The following is a 14,855-nucleotide window of genomic DNA, read 5'->3' as shown; positions in this document are numbered from 1 at the left end:
CCACACACTTTTGGGGGACATGCATTTCAACCACCCGCGCTCGTTTGCGGGACTGGATAGGAGATATACATGCTGAATTCCGTTTCCCTGACATTTCCCGATGGCTCCGTCCGCGAATACGATGCGGCGATGACCGGTGCGGGCCTCGCCGAATCGATCTCGAAATCGCTGGCCAAGAAGGCGGTCGCCTATGCGATCGACGGCACCGTCCGCGATCTCAGCGATCCGCTTGGCAAATCCGGCAAGGTCGAGATCGTCACCCGCGACGACCCGCGCGCACTCGAACTGATCCGTCACGACGCCGCACATGTGTTGGCGGAAGCCGTGCAGGAATTGTGGCCGGGAACGCAGGTGACCATCGGGCCGGTGATCGAGAACGGGTTTTACTACGACTTCGCCCGCAACGAGCCGTTCACGCCTGACGATTTTCCCGTGATCGAGAAGAAGATGCGCGAGATCATTTCGCGCAACAAGCCGTTCACCAAGGAAGTCTGGTCGCGCGACAAGGCGAAGAAAGTGTTTGCCGACAAGGGCGAACGCTACAAGCTGGAGCTGATCGACGCCATTCCCGAGGATCAGGATCTCAAGATCTACGCGCAGGGCGACTGGTTCGACCTTTGCCGTGGCCCGCACATGGCCTCGACGGGGCAGATCGGCAACGCCTTCAAACTGATGAAGGTGGCCGGCGCCTATTGGCGCGGCGATTCGAACAATCCGATGCTGACCCGCATCTACGGCACGGCCTGGGCTGATCAGGCGCAGCTCGAAGCCTATCAGACGATGCTGGAGGAGGCCGAGAAGCGCGACCACAGGAAGATCGGCCGCGAGATGGACCTGTTCCATTTCCAGGAAGAGGGGCCTGGCGTCGTCTTCTGGCACGCCAAGGGCTGGAAGATGTTCCAGAACCTGGTCAACTACATGCGCCGCCGCCTCGACGAGCAGGGCTATCAGGAGGTCAACGCGCCGCAGGTTCTCGACAAGAGCCTGTGGGAGACGTCAGGCCATTGGGGATGGTATCGCGACGCCATGTTCAAGGTGACGGTGGCCGGCGACGATACCGATGACGACCGGATCTTCGCTCTGAAGCCGATGAACTGCCCGGGCCATGTGCAGATTTTCAAGCATGGGTTGAAGTCTTATCGCGATCTGCCTGTCAAACTTGCAGAATTCGGCAACGTCCACCGTTACGAACCATCCGGCGCGCTGCACGGGCTGATGCGTGTGCGCGGTTTTACGCAAGACGATGCGCACATCTTCTGCACCGAAGAGCAGCTGGCGGCGGAATGCCTGCGCATCAACGATCTGATCCTGTCGACCTATGCTGATTTCGGTTTCGACGAAATCAGCGTCAAGCTGTCGACGCGGCCGGACAAACGCGTCGGTACCGACGAGGCGTGGGATCACGCCGAGGCGATCATGGGCGGCGTGCTGGAGACGATCAGGACACGGTCCGGCAATCGCATCAAGACCTCGATCAATCCGGGTGAGGGCGCCTTCTACGGGCCGAAATTCGAATATGTGCTGAAGGATGCCATCGGCCGCGAATGGCAGTGCGGCACGACGCAGGTCGATTTCAACCTGCCGGAGCGGTTTGGCGCCTTCTATATCGGCTCGGATTCCGAGAAGAAGCAGCCTGTCATGGTTCACCGCGCCATCTGCGGCTCGATGGAGCGCTTCCTCGGCATCCTGATCGAGAACTATTCCGGCCATTTCCCGCTGTGGTTCGCGCCGCTGCAAGTGGTGGTGGCGACGATCACGTCGGATGCCGACGACTATGCGACCGAGGTGGTGGCAAAGCTGAAGGCCGCTGGGCTGTTGGCGGAAGCGGATCTGCGCAACGAGAAGATCAACTACAAGGTCCGCGAGCACAGCCTGGCCAAGGTTCCGGTCATCCTCGTCTGCGGCAAGCGCGAAGCGGAAGAGCAGACGGTCAACATGCGCCGACTGGGCTCGCGCGACCAGGAATCGCTTGGCCTTGACCAGGCGATCGCGCAACTGACCGAGGAAGCTGTTACACCCGACCGCCGGCGCAAACGCGCGGCCTGATTGGCATAATTTCGACCAAATGGCGGTGGAGCGATCCACCGCCATTTTCATATCCCTGTCACGCCTATCTTGTAACGAGCCCCTATGCTCAAGTTGAAATTGCGCGAACGACCCTTTCCCGAGCTTTCCTATGCCAATCCGCGCCAGCCGGCGCTGACGCGCTGGTTCATACATTCGGTCGAAGGCTTGTCGGGCCGCGACCGCTACACAGCACTTTATGATTTCTGGCGCCGCCAGATCGTGCCGACCGGCGAACGCGTGTTCAGCCGCATGCTCGACCTGATCGACGTGCGGGTGCGGACCGCTGATCAGTGGCCACCCGCGCAATTGCCGGACACGCCGCTGGTGATCGTCGCCAATCATCCGTTCGGCATCGGTGACGGTATCGCCGTGCTGTCGCTGGCCGAGCAGCTCGGCCGTCCGTTCCGGGTGATGATCCACAAGGATCTGCTCAAGATCCGCGAGATGGAGCCTTATTCGCTGCCGATCGACTTTTCGGAGACCAAGGATGCGCTGAAGAACAACATGGCCGTGCGCCATGAAGCGGTGCGCCTGCTGAAAGAGGGCGTCACCATCGTGGTATTTCCGGCCGGCGGTGTCGCCACCGCGCCAAAGGGTTTTGGCCGGGCGCGCGATCTGCCGTGGAAGATGTTTCCGGCCCGCCTCGTCCAGGACGCCAGGGCGTCGGTCATCCCGATGCATTTTTCCGGGCAGAACGGCAGGCTGTTCCATCTTGTCAGCGGGCCGATGAACATGGCCGAGCGCGACGGCCGGGTGGCCAAGTTCGTCGGCAAGGCCTCGCTGACGCTGCGCACGTCGCTGCTCATCCACGAATTCGCGCGGCTGTCGGGCAAGGCGATCGACGTGCGCGTCGGCGATGTGCTGAGCTGGAGCGAACTGGAGCCGTTGCGCGACCGCAAGGCCTTGCTCGACCGCCTCTATCGCGGCGTGTTCGACCTGGCGCCAGCTTTGCCACGCCGCCGGATCCCGTTCCTGCCGGCGCGGACCGAGCTGGCGGCTTGAACAATAAACGTCCGGCTCACAGGGCCGAGTCTTGGCTGGCCGTTGAGAAAAATAGTATGACACTGTAATGTCATGCGCTATATTGGGCAAGGAAAGAGCTTGCCATGAGAACCAGCAAACCGATCACCGTGACCCTCGGCCGCCAGCAGGCCAGCGTTGACGTACGCCTGGCGTCGGGTGCCTACGACTCCGCCAGCGAGGTCATGCGCGCCGCGCTGCGCGCCCTCGACCGCGAAGAGCAGACCATCACCGCGATCATGCGCGCCAAGGTCCAGGAAGCCCTTGACGACCCGCGTCCGGACATCCCGGCAGAAGACGTCTTCAAAGCGCTGCGCGCCCATCATGCGGATCGCATGAAGGCCTCCAAGCGTGACACATAAGGTCGTCTTCAGACCGGCGGCTCAAGCCGACCTCTTCGCCATCTACGACTACATCGAAAACGACAGCGGGAGCAGACGTGCCGACGACTATGTCGACCGCATAGAGGCCGCGTGCATGGCGCTGTCCAACTTCCCGGAGCGCGGGACCGTGCGCGACACCGTTGGCCCCGGCGTCCGCATCGTCGGCTTTGAACGCCGCGTGTCGATCATTTTCCGGGTCGACGGTGACACCGTGGTCATCCTGCGCGTGCTCTACGGCGGACAGGATTATCCTGCTGGTTCAGAGGATGACGCAGACACCTGATTCTTCTGGTGGAATTGCGAACTAATCCGCGCCTTCTTCAGGATCCATCGCCGCGGCCTCGGTGGCCAGAACCTCGATTTCCTGGTTCTGCCCGGCCACGACCGTAAAATCCTTCTGGTAGATGCGGTCGCGGTTCTTGGCGATGATGGTGTAGTCGCCCTCGGCCAGCACCATCGAGGCGAAAGCGCCGACGGTTTCCTTGATCGGATCGCCGGACTCGTTGAGCAGTGACCAGGACGTGTCGGCGATCGCCTCGCCACCGGTTTCGCGCACCAACTTCATCGTGATCTCGGCGGCGTGATGCTCGACGGTGGCTTCGGTCAGCTTGCCGGCCTCGACGCGGATGTCGGAGCGAATGACTGCATTGACCGCGCCATAGGTCGAGACGACATGGTAGATGCCGGCGTTGAGCCGCACGACGCTGTTGGGCTCGACATCGGGAATGATCAGCGCGCGGTCGCCATTGGCCTCGGCAGTGCCCTCGTAGATCGAAAAGCGCAGCTTCTTCGGTGGAATGCGCACGCCGCCGGACAGCACGGCGTCGAGCTTGAGGCCGCCGGCATCGAGCACGAGGCTTTCGCGCTTGGCGTCCTTGCCGACAGTGATGCGTTTGGTGGCGCCGGCCCGGCCGTAGGAGGCGTGAACCAGATAGCTGCCGGGTTCGAGTTGAAAGACGGCGGTGCCGCCATGCGAGGAGGCGACCATCGGCAATTTGCCGTTGACGGCTTCCGGCTTGAAGACCCGCCAGACGATGCCGCGCGTGATGTCGGAACCCTTGTCGGTCAACTGGGCAGAGAGTGTGATGGCACCGCCGCCGCTCAGCGCCAGTGACGTCTCGCCTTTCGGCGTCGCGTAGCTCGAAATTCCCGGAAGCTTCAGGTCGCTGACTCCGTCGACATTCTGCGCCATGGCGAACGAAACCGGCGCCATGAACAGCAGGGCGCCGAGCCAGACCAGGAAAAGACGGACAGTCCCCTCAAACATGCCTTGCGTTGAAGCCCATGGCGGTGGCAATTTCAAGGCTTAAGAGTCCGACCGATACGACTCTTCCGTCCGACGTATCCCGCGCCAATGCCCGAGCCGCCCGAATCCCCGATGGTGCGCTTCAGCTCAAAACAGAATGTCCAGGAGACTTGCGCCCATGGCGTCGCCGATCATCGACTTCCTGCTGACCCGAAACTCCGCACCGATTCCAGATCTGAAGGAGCCGGCGCCGAGCGATGCGGAGATCGCGACAATGATCACTGCTGCCTCCCGGGTGCCCGATCATGGCCGGTTGGAGCCCTGGCGCTTCATCCTCTACCGTGGCGACGCCCGCGTCGAGATCGGCAGGCAACTGGCAGCACTTGCCGAGCAGCGGGAGGGCCCATTGACGGAGGGCCGCCGCAATCAGGAACTGGCGCGGTTCTCGCGCGCACCGCTGGTGATCGGCGTCGTATCTGTCCCCAGGGAGAATCCAAAAATCCCGCAATGGGAAATGTTCCTGTCGGGCGGCATGGCGGCGATGAACCTGATGATATCAGCCAACGCGCTGGGCTTTGGCACCAACATGATCAGCAACTGGTATTCGGATGTGCCGGAGGGCAGGGCACTGCTGGGGCTGGCGCCGCAGGAGCGGGTCATCGGCTTCATCCATATCGGCTCCTATGCCGGCCCGGCGCCGGAGCGGCCCCGGCCCGATCCGGCAAAGCTGTACAGTGACTATTCGGGGCCGTGGGTCGGCTGAATGTTCTACGAGCCTTCAAAGGGCCACGGCCTGCCGCACGACCCTTCGAAGGCGATCGTGGCGCCGCGTCCGATCGGCTGGATTTCGACGCTGAACAGGGCTGGTGAGATCAACCTCGCGCCATATTCCTTCTTCAATGCCGTTTCGACGCGGCCTTTCATCGTCTGGTTCTCCTCCGAAGGCGAGAAGGACAGCGCCTCCTTCGCCCAGGAAACCGGCGAGTTCGTCGCCAATCTGGTCAGCCGCGATCTCGCGGAGAAGATGAACCGCACGTCGGTCAATGCTCCGCGCGGCGTCAATGAGTTCGTCTATGCCGATCTTGCCATGGCGCCGTCGCGCCTGGTCGCCCCGCCGCGCGTGGCGGCAGCGCCGGCCGCGCTCGAATGCCGGGTGACTGAAGTTTTTCGGCCAAAGGCCCTGGACGGGTCGCCGACAAGTGCCGTCATCGTCGCCGGTGAAGTGGTCGGCGTGCATATCGACGACGCCTTCCTGACGGACGGCCTGTTCGACATCACCAAGGCCGGCAATGTCGCTCGTCTCGGCTATATGGACTATGCCAGCGTCGACGAGGTGTTTTCGATGCGCCGGCCGCGCTGGGACAAGGACTAGATATCAGGCTCGGCCAGCTACCGCGCCTTGCCGGCACTCGTTCGCCGCCTGGCGGTCATGACGGTGCGCACATAGCCGGGCTCGCCGATCCGAATGCTTCCATCGGGCAGGCCCAGTATGCGGTCGAGGGCGATCTCGTAGAGCCTGACGCGTTTCTCCAGGACTTCGATCGCGGCCTCCATGTCGGCGTCGCTGCCGCCGGCAATGGCCTTGGCCACGACATCACGCGTGGCCATGCCGAATTGCATGACGATGTCGGCGACACCTTCCGGATCGAAGGTCCTGAAAGTGCCGTCTTCGATTCCTTGCCTGATGACCTTGACCAGCAGCGGTGAAAACGACGCGCTGGCGGCCAGATTGATACGGTGGAAAAGCACCAGATTCTCAGGCCGGAACATCGTCTCGAAAAGAGCCCAAGCTTCCGGCGCGGTTTCGATCTTGGCCCGCCGCGACTGGCTGAGCAGGCCATTCAGGCGGCCAAGCGGGTCGAGGCCGGGATCGTGGAGTATGTCCTGGACCCCAGCCAGTGCCTGTCTTGCAAAGCGATCGGCCAATGCCTCCAGGAGAGCCTCCTTGGAGGGGAAGTAATGATAGAAAGCACCCTTCGAGATGCCGGCGGACGCAATCACGTCATTGAGGCTCGCTTTGTCATAGCCCTGGGTCAGGAACAGGGTCTGGGCATGATCCAGAAGTTCTTCTCGCCTGAGTTCTGGATGCTTGATGACACGGGGCATGACGAACTTTCTGCACGTGATGGCTGCTCCCGTCCAGTCCCGACGTCGGCAGCCAGGGCAACGGATTTCGGGTTAACGGGTCCCTTCGGAGTCTCCGCTTGCGCGTTGGCTGACGGAGCATCAAACGAAAACCCGCCTGTGCGGCGGGTCACTGGCGCAAATCAGCACCATGGGCAAAAATGTACCATAGCTGAGATCACCGAGTCAAGAAAAAATTCCTATCACGGAGGCTGCCCGGCAAAAGCGGCCAACACAACCGACTGCTGCAAGCCTTTTGTTAAGCTGGAGTTCGGAGCCTCGGGTCGAAGGTTCGCTTGAACTATAGACCAGTAGTCTGTATGGTAGACCAATGGTCTAAAATACCAATCATCAGCGGATATCAAGGCAGGTCGATCATGATCGCGAAATTGGTTCTTCAGACATTCGTCTGGTTCGTCGTCATGGGCGCCTTGCTCTTCCTGTCGGCCGGCACGCTGCATTGGCCGGGGGCCTGGGTCTATCTGGTGGGGATGGTGGGCCTCAGTCTCACCTTGGGCGTGGCGCTGGCGAGGCGCGATCCCGGTCTGATGAATGAGCGGCTGAGCTCTCCCATCCAGAAGAATCAGGACGCGGCCGACAAGGTGCTGCTGTCCATACTTCTGCTCGCCATCTTTGGTTCTCAGATATTCATGGGATTCGACGTTCGTTTCGGCTGGTCGGCGGTTCCCGTCTGGGTGCAGGTGGTCGGCGCACTGGTCCTGCTGCTCGGAATCTGGATCTGCTATCTGACGATGCTGGAGAACAGTTTTGCGGCGCCCGTGGTCAAGATCCAGGACGAACGCGGACAACGTGTGATCTCCACCGGGCCTTACAGCTACGTCCGCCATCCTATGTATGCCGGCGCCATCCTCTTCTTCGCCGGCACGGCACTTCTGCTTGGTTCCTGGTGGGGGCTGGCGTCGGTGCTCGTGCTCGTCGTTCTCTTGGCCATCCGCACCTTCATCGAAGAGAAAACGCTTCGCGCCGGTCTGCGCGGCTATGACGACTATGTGGCCCGGGTCCGTTACCGCCTGATTCCATTGGTTTGGTAGCAGGCGCTCAGGCGGAAACACCTGCCGCCTTTGCCCGCGCCAGAAGCCGCTCGGCCAGCCGCAGGTGCGGGCGGTCGAACATCTTGCCGTCGATAGCGACGACGCCGGGGCTTCCCGCTGCCGCGAACGCAGCAACGATTGCCGCCGATTGTCTCACCGCCTCGGCCGACGGCGTGAAGGCTGCGTTGATGACCGGCACCTGATCGGGGTGGATCGCCATCTTGCCGGTGAAGCCATCGCGTTCGGCCTCGGCGCACTCCGCGGCGAAGGCCGCCATGTCGCGAAAATTCGGGAAGACGGTGTCGATCGCCGCGACCTCCGCCGCACCGGCGGCGAGTATGGTCATGGTGCGAGCGTGACGGAACACGTCCGTGTAGCGGCCATGCTCGTCGCGGGCGCTGCGCGCGCCGAGCGCCGCCGACAGGTCTTCCGCGCCCCAGGTGAGCCCGGCAAGCCGCGCGCTGGTCCCGGCATAGGTTGCCGCCGCCAGCACGCCTGCCGGCGTTTCGGTGATGATCGGCAGGATCTTGATCGCGCCGTCGGCCAGGCCGTTTTCGGCCTCGCGCACCCTGAGTTTTGCCGACAGGTGCTGCACATCCTGGCCGCCGTTCGACTTGGGCAGCATGATGCCGTCGGGTTTCGCCGGAACCAGCGCCGCCAGATCGTCATCCGTCAGCCCGGTCGCGAGGTCATTGACCCTGACATAGATGGCGGAAGTCGTTTGTGCCCGGCGTTCCAGGATGAAGCGCGCCGCTACGACGCGCGCCAGCGCCTTGTTGTGCGGCGCCACGGAATCCTCGAGGTCGACGATGACCACGTCGGCGCCGGCACCAAAACCCCTTTCCAGCTTCCTCTCGGAGTCACCGGGGACGAACAGCAGCGAGCGCATGATCAGGCCGCCTTCTTCAGCATCATCGCTTGCCTGGTGCATTTGGCGACGAGATCGCCATGCTGATTGTAGGCGCGATGCTCGAATTCGACGATGCCGCGATCGGGCTTCGACCTGGACTCGCGCACCGAGATGACTGTCGTTTCGACGCGAACGGTATCGCCATGGAAGACCGGATGTGGAAACACGGTTTCCTTCATGCCGAGATTGGCCACCGTGGTGCCGACGGTGATGTCATTGACCGAAATGCCGATCATCAGCCCAAGCGTGAACAGCGAATTGACCAGCGGCTTGCCCCATTCGCTCCTGGCGGCGAAATCGAAGTCGATGTGCAGCGGCTGCGGGTTCAGCGTCATCACCGAAAACAGCATGTTGTCGCTTTCGGTAACGGTCTTGCGCAGCGTGTGCTGGAAGACATGGCCGACGACGAACTCTTCGAGATAAAGTCCGGCCATTTCTTTCTCCTCAGGTGCTTGACGGTTGATAGGCGCTGCAAATCAGCCTCGCAAGCCAGTTAATAAACATGGTGAACGGTTCGTAAACCAATTCTGCCTACGGTCGTCAGTGGGGTCGGAACCTTCCGGCAAGGGGCGTAGCAGGCGGGCATGGTTGTTGTTTCGCATTTCCTGAAGTGGATCTACACGGCCAAGGTGTCGGAGCGCGCCGCGGCGGCGAGCGCTCTGGCCCGAGCCTACATCAATTCCGAATTGCCCTTCGAGGACCGCTGCGCCGCAGAGGCGGCGCTGACACTGTTGCTCGACGATGCCTCGTCAAAGGTGCGGCTGGCGATGGCCGAGGCGCTGTCGATGAGCCAACACGCGCCAATGCAGATCATCAGCGTGCTGGCCTCCGACCAGCCGGAAGTCGCCGGCGTGGTGCTGGCGCGCTCGCCGCTGCTCACCGACGCCGACCTGATCAACCGCGTGGCTTCGAGTCCGAAGGCGACGCAAAAACTGATCGCAGACCGGCCGCTCGTCTCGATGGCGCTGTCGGCGGCCATCGCCGAGATCGGCGAGGCGGACGCCTGCGCCGTGCTGCTCGCCAACAGCGGCGCCGACATCGCCTCGCTCAGCTTCCGCCGCATGGCCGAACGGCATGGGCACCTGCCGCTGGTGCGCGAGGCGCTGATATCGGATGTCAGGCTGCCGGCCGACTGCCGGCATATGCTGCTCGTCAAGCTTGGCGAAATGCTGAAAACGTCGCCACTGGTGATGGCGATGATGGGCGCGGCGCGAGCCGACCGCGTCATGCGCGACGCCTGCGTCAAGGCTTCGGTGACGCTGATCGAAGGCACGCGCACGGAAGAACATGCGGCCCTGATCGAGCATCTCAGGCTGCGTGGCGACCTCACCGCGAGCTTCCTCATCCGCACCATCGCGCATGGCAAGGTCGATTTCTTCGGCTCGGCACTGGTTGCGCTCAGCCAGCAGTCCGAACAAAGGGTTAGGGCGCTGCTGGCCGGCGGGCACGACGTGGCCTTGCAGGCATTGTTCCGCAGCGCCGGGCTCGCCGGCGCCACGCACGCCATCATCCTGCGTGCGCTGAAGATCTGGCGCGAGGTCGCCAACGGCAAGCGCGTCGCCGGTGTGCAGGAGGTAAGCTGGCTGATGCTCAAGGAAGTGGGCGGTCAATCCGCCGAGGGTGATCTCGCCGCCTTGGTCAAATCGATCCATCTCGACGCGCTGCGCGAAAACGCACGCGGCCACGCGCTGGCGATAGCGGCCGCCTAGCCTTTATCCCTGGCGAAAAAATCCGGAAAATCCTCCATCGCGGCGGCGATGATGCGCAGCGATGCCGCGATCTGCAGCAATTCCCCGGTACCGTTTCGCTGGGCAATACCAGCCGCATATTGCCGGGCGACGGTGACAGTGGATGTCTGCGGATCGCCGGGGGCGCGGAAGAGCAGTTCGCGCGCCAGCCCTCTCAGGAAGTTGGCGATCGAAAGCGCGGTCTCGGATGGGATGGCATGGCTTTGGCTCGCATCGCGCAGCCGAAGGACCTCCAGGCCGACGGTGACGGCGGCGACGCCGCCGCCCAGAACCGCATCGCCTTTCTGACCGGCATTCTGCACCAGCGGCATCAATTGGTTGATGCGGTCGTAGGCGAGGCTCTCGAAGGCCGACCGCCTCGGCACCCGCTCATGCAGGCAAAGCCGCGCCAGATCCTCACGCATGGCGCGCACGATGCGGTTGGCCGCGAGCCATGGATCGGCCGGCAGCACGACGATGAAGACACCGATCGCCAGCAGGATGCCGACCAGGATCGACGCCGAACCGGCAAAGAAGGGCCCGGGATCGTAGATCATCGCCTGGTGCGGACTGAGGAAGGCGAGAAAGTTGATGGCGAAAGCCGTCGCCACGCCGACGTAGCGTGGATTGGCCATGGCCAGCGCCGTCGGCACCAGGATCGGCACGACAAACAGCATGAACCAGCCGAAGCCGGGCAGGGCAGGCAATGCGATCTGGCCGACGAGAAAGGCAAACGGCAGCGCCAGCAGGGTTCCCTTGAAGAAGCCCCAGGCGACCTGCACTGGGTCGGGGCGAGCAGCAAACAGGCTCGATACGACGGCAACGAGAATGACCGTGCCGGCGGCTTCCGACCATTTCGTCGTCAACCAGAAGGCCGCGACCAGCAGCGTCGCAAGGGCAGCGCGCACCGCGTTGCGCGATGCGCCGGCGTAATCGCGATGCACCACCAGCGCAGGCTGCCTGCTGCCCCTGGCCGGGCGCGTGGCAGGCGCACGCAGGGCATCGAGGCCGCGCAGCACCTGCTTGAGCGCATCGGCGAAATCGGCGGCAATGGTCAGGCGGGTGATCGTGCCGACCCTGTCGTCGCCTTGGTCGGTCGAGGCATCGGGCATTTGCCGGGCCTTGGCCGAGATGGTGTCGAGCCGCGCCACCCAAGGCGTGGTGTCGTCCAGCGCGCCGGGCTTCGCAGCCATTTCACCGACAAGGGCCTGCAACTCCGAACGCACCGGAATGAGCGCCGCATTCTTCGGAGCGGCATGCGAATGCAACGCACGTGCCGCCGACAACGCCGAGAGCAGTTGTCCGATGGTGCGCCGGACCGGATGGGCGCGCGGCGCGAAGCTCGGCGCCTCGAGCCTGGCATAGGCGCGCATCTCGCCGAGCGTCTGGGCATCCGTGACCAGCTTTCGGTGCAGCGCGGACAGCGTTGCCGGGTCGCCGCCGGAGAACGCACCGCCGGCATAGGTGGCAAGATCGAGGATGCAGCGTTTCAGGCGCGAGACGATGGCGTCGCTGGCCAGTTTTGGCAGGATCAGCCGGCTGGTCAGGCCGGCGCAGACGATGCCGAGCACGATCTCGGCACAGCGCGCGACAGCGAGGTCGACGACGAGATGCGGCTGTCCGAAAGCGGGCAGGCCGATGATCATTGCGGTGTAGCCGGCCAGGGCGGCGCCATAGGCTTCCGGATTGCGCAGCAGCGACGAGACGAAGGTGCAGATGCCGATCCAGATGGCAAGCACAGTCACCAGCACCCAGGGGTTGGTGCCAAAAACGGTGGTGATGCCGATCGCGGCGATGCCGCCGACCAGCGTGCCCAGCAGCCGGTAGAAGCCCTTCGCCAGCACCATGCCGGCAACCGGCTGGGCGACGATGAACACCGTCATCATGGCCCATTGCGGATGGTCGAGCTTCAGCGCATAGGCTGCCAGCAGCGCGATCAAGCCGGCTGAAACGGTGCGCAAGGCAAAGATCCAGTCGGAGCGCGTCGGCTGCGTCAACCCGGCTAAACTCGTCTCGAAATAGCCTTTCAGCCGCGTCCTGGTCACATGCTCGTCTCCGCAACTGGAGCCTTGTTATGGACCGACTGGCGGCTAGATATCCAGCACTTCCGTCTCGGCGAATTCGGCGCGTTCCTGGATGAACCGGAAGCGGGCCTCCGGCTTCGTGCCCATCAACGCATCGACGGCGTCCTTGGTCGCCGTCTCGGCGTCGATTACATCGATCCTGAGCAGCGTTCGCTTCCTCGGATCCATGGTGGTTTCCTTGAGCTGGGCGGCCATCATCTCGCCCAGACCCTTGAAGCGGCCCAGTTCCACCTTGCCGCGCCCGGTGAATTCGGTGCGCAGGAGCTCGTCCTTGTGGGCGTCGTCTCGGGCATAGGCGACCTTGCCGCCTTGCCTGATCGAGTAAAGCGGCGGCACGGCGAGATAGAGATGGCCGCCACGCACCAGCGCCGGCATCTCCTGATAGAAGAAGGTGATCAGCAGCGAGGCGATATGGGCGCCGTCGACATCGGCGTCGGTCATGATGATCACGCGGTCGTAGCGCAGATCCTCATCGCGGTACTTCGAACGCGTACCGCAGCCGAGCGCCTGGATCAGGTCCGAAATCTGTTGGTTGGCCGCCAGCTTATCGTTGCCGGCGCTGGCGACGTTGAGGATTTTGCCGCGCAATGGCAGCACGGCCTGGCTGGCGCGGTCGCGCGCCTGCTTGGCCGAGCCGCCGGCCGAGTCGCCTTCGACGATGAACAGTTCTGCACCGGCCGCGGCATTCTGCGTGCAATCGGCGAGCTTGCCCGGCAGCCGCAATTTGCGCACCGCGCTCTTGCGCGACACCTCTTTTTCCTGGCGCCGGCGCACCCGCTCGTCGGCGCGTGCGATCACCCATTCGAGCAGCTTCGAGGCTTCCTGCGGGTTGTCGGCCAGCCAATGGTCGAACGGATCGCGGATCGCGGTCTCGACAATTCGAATTGCCTCGATCGTCGCCAGCCTGTCCTTGGTCTGTCCGACGAATTCCGGCTCGCGGATGAACACCGACAGCATGCCCGCCGCCGAGATCATGACGTCTTCCGAGGTGACGATCGAGGCGCGCTTGTTGCCGACGAGGTCGGCATAGGCGCGCAGGCCCCGCGTCAGAACGTTCCGGAAGCCGGCCTCGTGGGTGCCGCCTTCGCCGGTCGGGATGGTGTTGCAGTAGGAATTGATGAAGCCGTCGCCGCCGAACCAGGTCACCGCCCATTCGAGCGAGCCATGGCCGCCCTGTTTCTCGCTCTTGCCGGCGAAAATCTCGCGCGTCACCTGGAAGTCGTCGCCGAGCGATGCCTTGAGATAGTCCTTCAGGCCGCCGGGAAAATGGAATTCCGCCTTGGCCGGTGTCTGGTCTTTTTCCTTGATCAGCGACGGATCGCAGGTCCAGCGGATTTCGACGCCGCCGAACAGATAGGCTTTCGAGCGCGTCATACGGTAGAGCCGCGCCGGTTCGAACGCCGCGCCCTTGCCGAAAATCTGCTCGTCGGGGTGGAAGCGGATCTTTGTGCCGCGCCGGTTGTGGACCTCGCCCAACTGTTCCAGGCCGGTCACGGGAACGCCGCGCGAGAATTTTTGCCGATAGAGTTGCCGTCCCCGCGCGACCTCGACCTCGAGATGGTCCGACAGCGCGTTGACCACGGATACGCCGACGCCATGCAGGCCGCCTGATGTCTCGTAAACCTTGGAGTCGAACTTGCCGCCCGAATGCAGCGTCGTCATGATCACTTCAAGCGCCGGCTTCTTGAACTTCGGGTGCGGATCGATCGGGATGCCGCGGCCATTGTCGGTCACGGCGAGATAGCCGTCGGCCGAAAGCTCGACATCGATGAAGGTGGCGTGGCCGGCCACCGCTTCGTCCATCGAATTGTCGATGACCTCGGCGAACAGATGGTGCATCGCCTTGTCGTCCGTGCCGCCGATATACATGCCTGGCCGGCGGCGCACCGGCTCCAGCCCTTCCAGCACCTCGATGTCGGCGGCGCTATAGCCCTCGCTGCCGTCCTTGGTCGAGGCAGGACGCTTGGTGGCTTGCACCACCAGTGGATCCGCCGGGCGCGCAGCGGTACGCACCGGCTGCGGCTGCTTGTCCATATTGCCGAAGAGATCGTTGCTGTCGTCCATGCCTGCCATAGGTTCCGGTGCTGCGAATCACCTCGCGATACTGCCACGCTTTTCAGCGCCAAGCGACCGAGGTTCCTGTTCCGTTCGGGGATCTGGGCCCTCTTACCCCAAAACCATTCGATAACCAAGCCGGCGGAAATAGATCCGATACCAACGCCCGGGATTCCTGATTCTTTAA

At 63.2% G+C, this 14,855-nt stretch carries 14 protein-coding genes; 8 read left to right on the top strand and 6 right to left on the bottom strand.

The features are described from left to right. Positions 1-69 precede the first annotated feature (69 nt). The 4 genes from thrS (at position 70) to LB559_RS01340 (ending at position 3,753) form a co-directional block, all read left to right on the top strand. Entirely contained in the window at positions 70-2,046 is a 1,977-nt protein-coding gene (thrS, locus tag LB559_RS01355) for a threonine--tRNA ligase (RefSeq protein WP_027162582.1), read from the top strand. An 84-nt stretch (positions 2,047-2,130) separates the two neighbouring features. After that, the gene (locus LB559_RS01350) at positions 2,131-3,069 is read left to right on the top strand and encodes a lysophospholipid acyltransferase family protein (protein ID WP_027162581.1); all 939 of its coding nucleotides are present in this window, start codon (positions 2,131-2,133) and stop codon (positions 3,067-3,069) included. A gap of 104 nt (positions 3,070-3,173) precedes the next feature. Continuing rightward, complete coding sequence (locus LB559_RS01345) at positions 3,174-3,449, top strand: type II toxin-antitoxin system ParD family antitoxin (RefSeq protein WP_127366467.1); 276 nt, start codon at positions 3,174-3,176, stop codon at positions 3,447-3,449. Continuing rightward, positions 3,439-3,753, top strand: a complete 315-nt coding sequence (locus tag LB559_RS01340) for a type II toxin-antitoxin system RelE/ParE family toxin (protein WP_224672894.1) — start codon at positions 3,439-3,441, stop codon at positions 3,751-3,753. The genes LB559_RS01345 and LB559_RS01340 overlap by 11 nt, the downstream gene beginning before the upstream one ends. Positions 3,754-3,774: 21 nt before the next feature. Here the strand turns inward: LB559_RS01340 and LB559_RS01335 are convergent, their stop codons facing one another. Then, positions 3,775-4,737 carry a hypothetical protein gene (locus LB559_RS01335; RefSeq protein WP_013531974.1) on the bottom strand — a complete coding sequence of 321 codons (963 nt, stop codon included), beginning with the start codon at positions 4,735-4,737 and terminating at the stop codon, positions 3,775-3,777. Positions 4,738-4,894: 157 nt separating this feature from the next. On the opposite strand from LB559_RS01335, the gene LB559_RS01330 reads away from it, so the two are divergent. Both LB559_RS01330 and LB559_RS01325 read left to right on the top strand, forming a co-directional pair. Beyond that, positions 4,895-5,479 (top strand): nitroreductase, encoded by a 585-nt coding sequence (locus tag LB559_RS01330; RefSeq protein ID WP_024505355.1) that lies wholly within the window; start codon positions 4,895-4,897, stop codon positions 5,477-5,479. Further along, the gene (locus LB559_RS01325) at positions 5,480-6,088 is read left to right on the top strand and encodes a flavin reductase family protein (RefSeq protein WP_024505354.1); all 609 of its coding nucleotides are present in this window, start codon (positions 5,480-5,482) and stop codon (positions 6,086-6,088) included. A 17-nt stretch (positions 6,089-6,105) separates the two neighbouring features. Here LB559_RS01325 and LB559_RS01320 read toward each other — a convergent pair whose 3' ends face one another. Continuing rightward, positions 6,106-6,822, bottom strand: coding sequence for a TetR/AcrR family transcriptional regulator (locus tag LB559_RS01320; protein WP_224672893.1), 717 nt, complete (start codon positions 6,820-6,822; stop codon positions 6,106-6,108). Positions 6,823-7,217: 395 nt separating this feature from the next. Here LB559_RS01320 and LB559_RS01315 point away from each other — a divergent pair, with 395 nt between their 5' ends. Continuing rightward, on the top strand, positions 7,218-7,892 hold the full coding sequence (locus LB559_RS01315; protein WP_224672892.1) for a methyltransferase family protein: 675 nt from the start codon (positions 7,218-7,220) through the stop codon (positions 7,890-7,892). Between the two features lie 7 nt (positions 7,893-7,899). Here the strand turns inward: LB559_RS01315 and LB559_RS01310 are convergent, their stop codons facing one another. Next, positions 7,900-8,781 (bottom strand): HpcH/HpaI aldolase/citrate lyase family protein, encoded by an 882-nt coding sequence (locus tag LB559_RS01310; protein WP_224673099.1) that lies wholly within the window; start codon positions 8,779-8,781, stop codon positions 7,900-7,902. Between the two features lie 2 nt (positions 8,782-8,783). Then, a complete protein-coding gene (locus tag LB559_RS01305) occupies positions 8,784-9,236 on the bottom strand; it encodes a MaoC family dehydratase (protein WP_024505350.1) in 453 nt (150 codons plus the stop codon). Between the two features lie 150 nt (positions 9,237-9,386). Between LB559_RS01305 and LB559_RS01300 the strand changes: the two genes are divergently transcribed. Then, positions 9,387-10,511 carry a DUF2336 domain-containing protein gene (locus LB559_RS01300; RefSeq protein WP_063167881.1) on the top strand — a complete coding sequence of 375 codons (1,125 nt, stop codon included), beginning with the start codon at positions 9,387-9,389 and terminating at the stop codon, positions 10,509-10,511. On the opposite strand, the gene LB559_RS01295 is transcribed toward LB559_RS01300, so the two are convergent. Next, the gene (locus LB559_RS01295; RefSeq protein ID WP_224672891.1) at positions 10,508-12,574 is read right to left on the bottom strand and encodes an FUSC family protein; all 2,067 of its coding nucleotides are present in this window, start codon (positions 12,572-12,574) and stop codon (positions 10,508-10,510) included. The two genes, LB559_RS01300 and LB559_RS01295, sit on opposite strands and share 4 nt — an antisense overlap. 45 nt (positions 12,575-12,619) lie before the next feature. Beyond that, a complete protein-coding gene (gene parE / locus LB559_RS01290; protein ID WP_013531965.1) occupies positions 12,620-14,677 on the bottom strand; it encodes a DNA topoisomerase IV subunit B in 2,058 nt (685 codons plus the stop codon). Between the last annotated feature and the right edge of the window lie 178 nt (positions 14,678-14,855).

The sequence above is a fragment of the Mesorhizobium sp. BR1-1-3 genome, assembly GCF_020165455.1.
GTDB lineage: Bacteria > Pseudomonadota > Alphaproteobacteria > Rhizobiales > Rhizobiaceae > Mesorhizobium > Mesorhizobium ciceri.
Note: the sequence above shows the minus strand (reverse complement) of the source record. Positions and strands in the feature narration are given on the sequence as shown.

Excerpts from the sequence above, each read along its gene's own strand:
- LB559_RS01300 (WP_063167881.1), top strand. The coding sequence starts at position 9,387 with ATGGTTGTTGTTTCGCATTTCCTGAAGTGGATCTACACGGCCAAGGTG.
- LB559_RS01310 (WP_224673099.1), bottom strand. The coding sequence starts at position 8,781 with ATGCGCTCGCTGCTGTTCGTCCCCGGTGACTCCGAGAGGAAGCTGGAA.
- LB559_RS01320 (WP_224672893.1), bottom strand. The coding sequence starts at position 6,822 with ATGCCCCGTGTCATCAAGCATCCAGAACTCAGGCGAGAAGAACTTCTG.
- LB559_RS01305 (WP_024505350.1), bottom strand. The coding sequence starts at position 9,236 with ATGGCCGGACTTTATCTCGAAGAGTTCGTCGTCGGCCATGTCTTCCAG.
- LB559_RS01350 (WP_027162581.1), top strand. The coding sequence starts at position 2,131 with ATGCTCAAGTTGAAATTGCGCGAACGACCCTTTCCCGAGCTTTCCTAT.
- parE (WP_013531965.1), bottom strand. The coding sequence starts at position 14,677 with ATGGACGACAGCAACGATCTCTTCGGCAATATGGACAAGCAGCCGCAG.
- LB559_RS01325 (WP_024505354.1), top strand. The coding sequence starts at position 5,480 with ATGTTCTACGAGCCTTCAAAGGGCCACGGCCTGCCGCACGACCCTTCG.
- LB559_RS01315 (WP_224672892.1), top strand. The coding sequence starts at position 7,218 with ATGATCGCGAAATTGGTTCTTCAGACATTCGTCTGGTTCGTCGTCATG.
- thrS (WP_027162582.1), top strand. The coding sequence starts at position 70 with ATGCTGAATTCCGTTTCCCTGACATTTCCCGATGGCTCCGTCCGCGAA.
- LB559_RS01335 (WP_013531974.1), bottom strand. The coding sequence starts at position 4,737 with ATGTTTGAGGGGACTGTCCGTCTTTTCCTGGTCTGGCTCGGCGCCCTG.
- LB559_RS01345 (WP_127366467.1), top strand. The coding sequence starts at position 3,174 with ATGAGAACCAGCAAACCGATCACCGTGACCCTCGGCCGCCAGCAGGCC.
- LB559_RS01330 (WP_024505355.1), top strand. The coding sequence starts at position 4,895 with ATGGCGTCGCCGATCATCGACTTCCTGCTGACCCGAAACTCCGCACCG.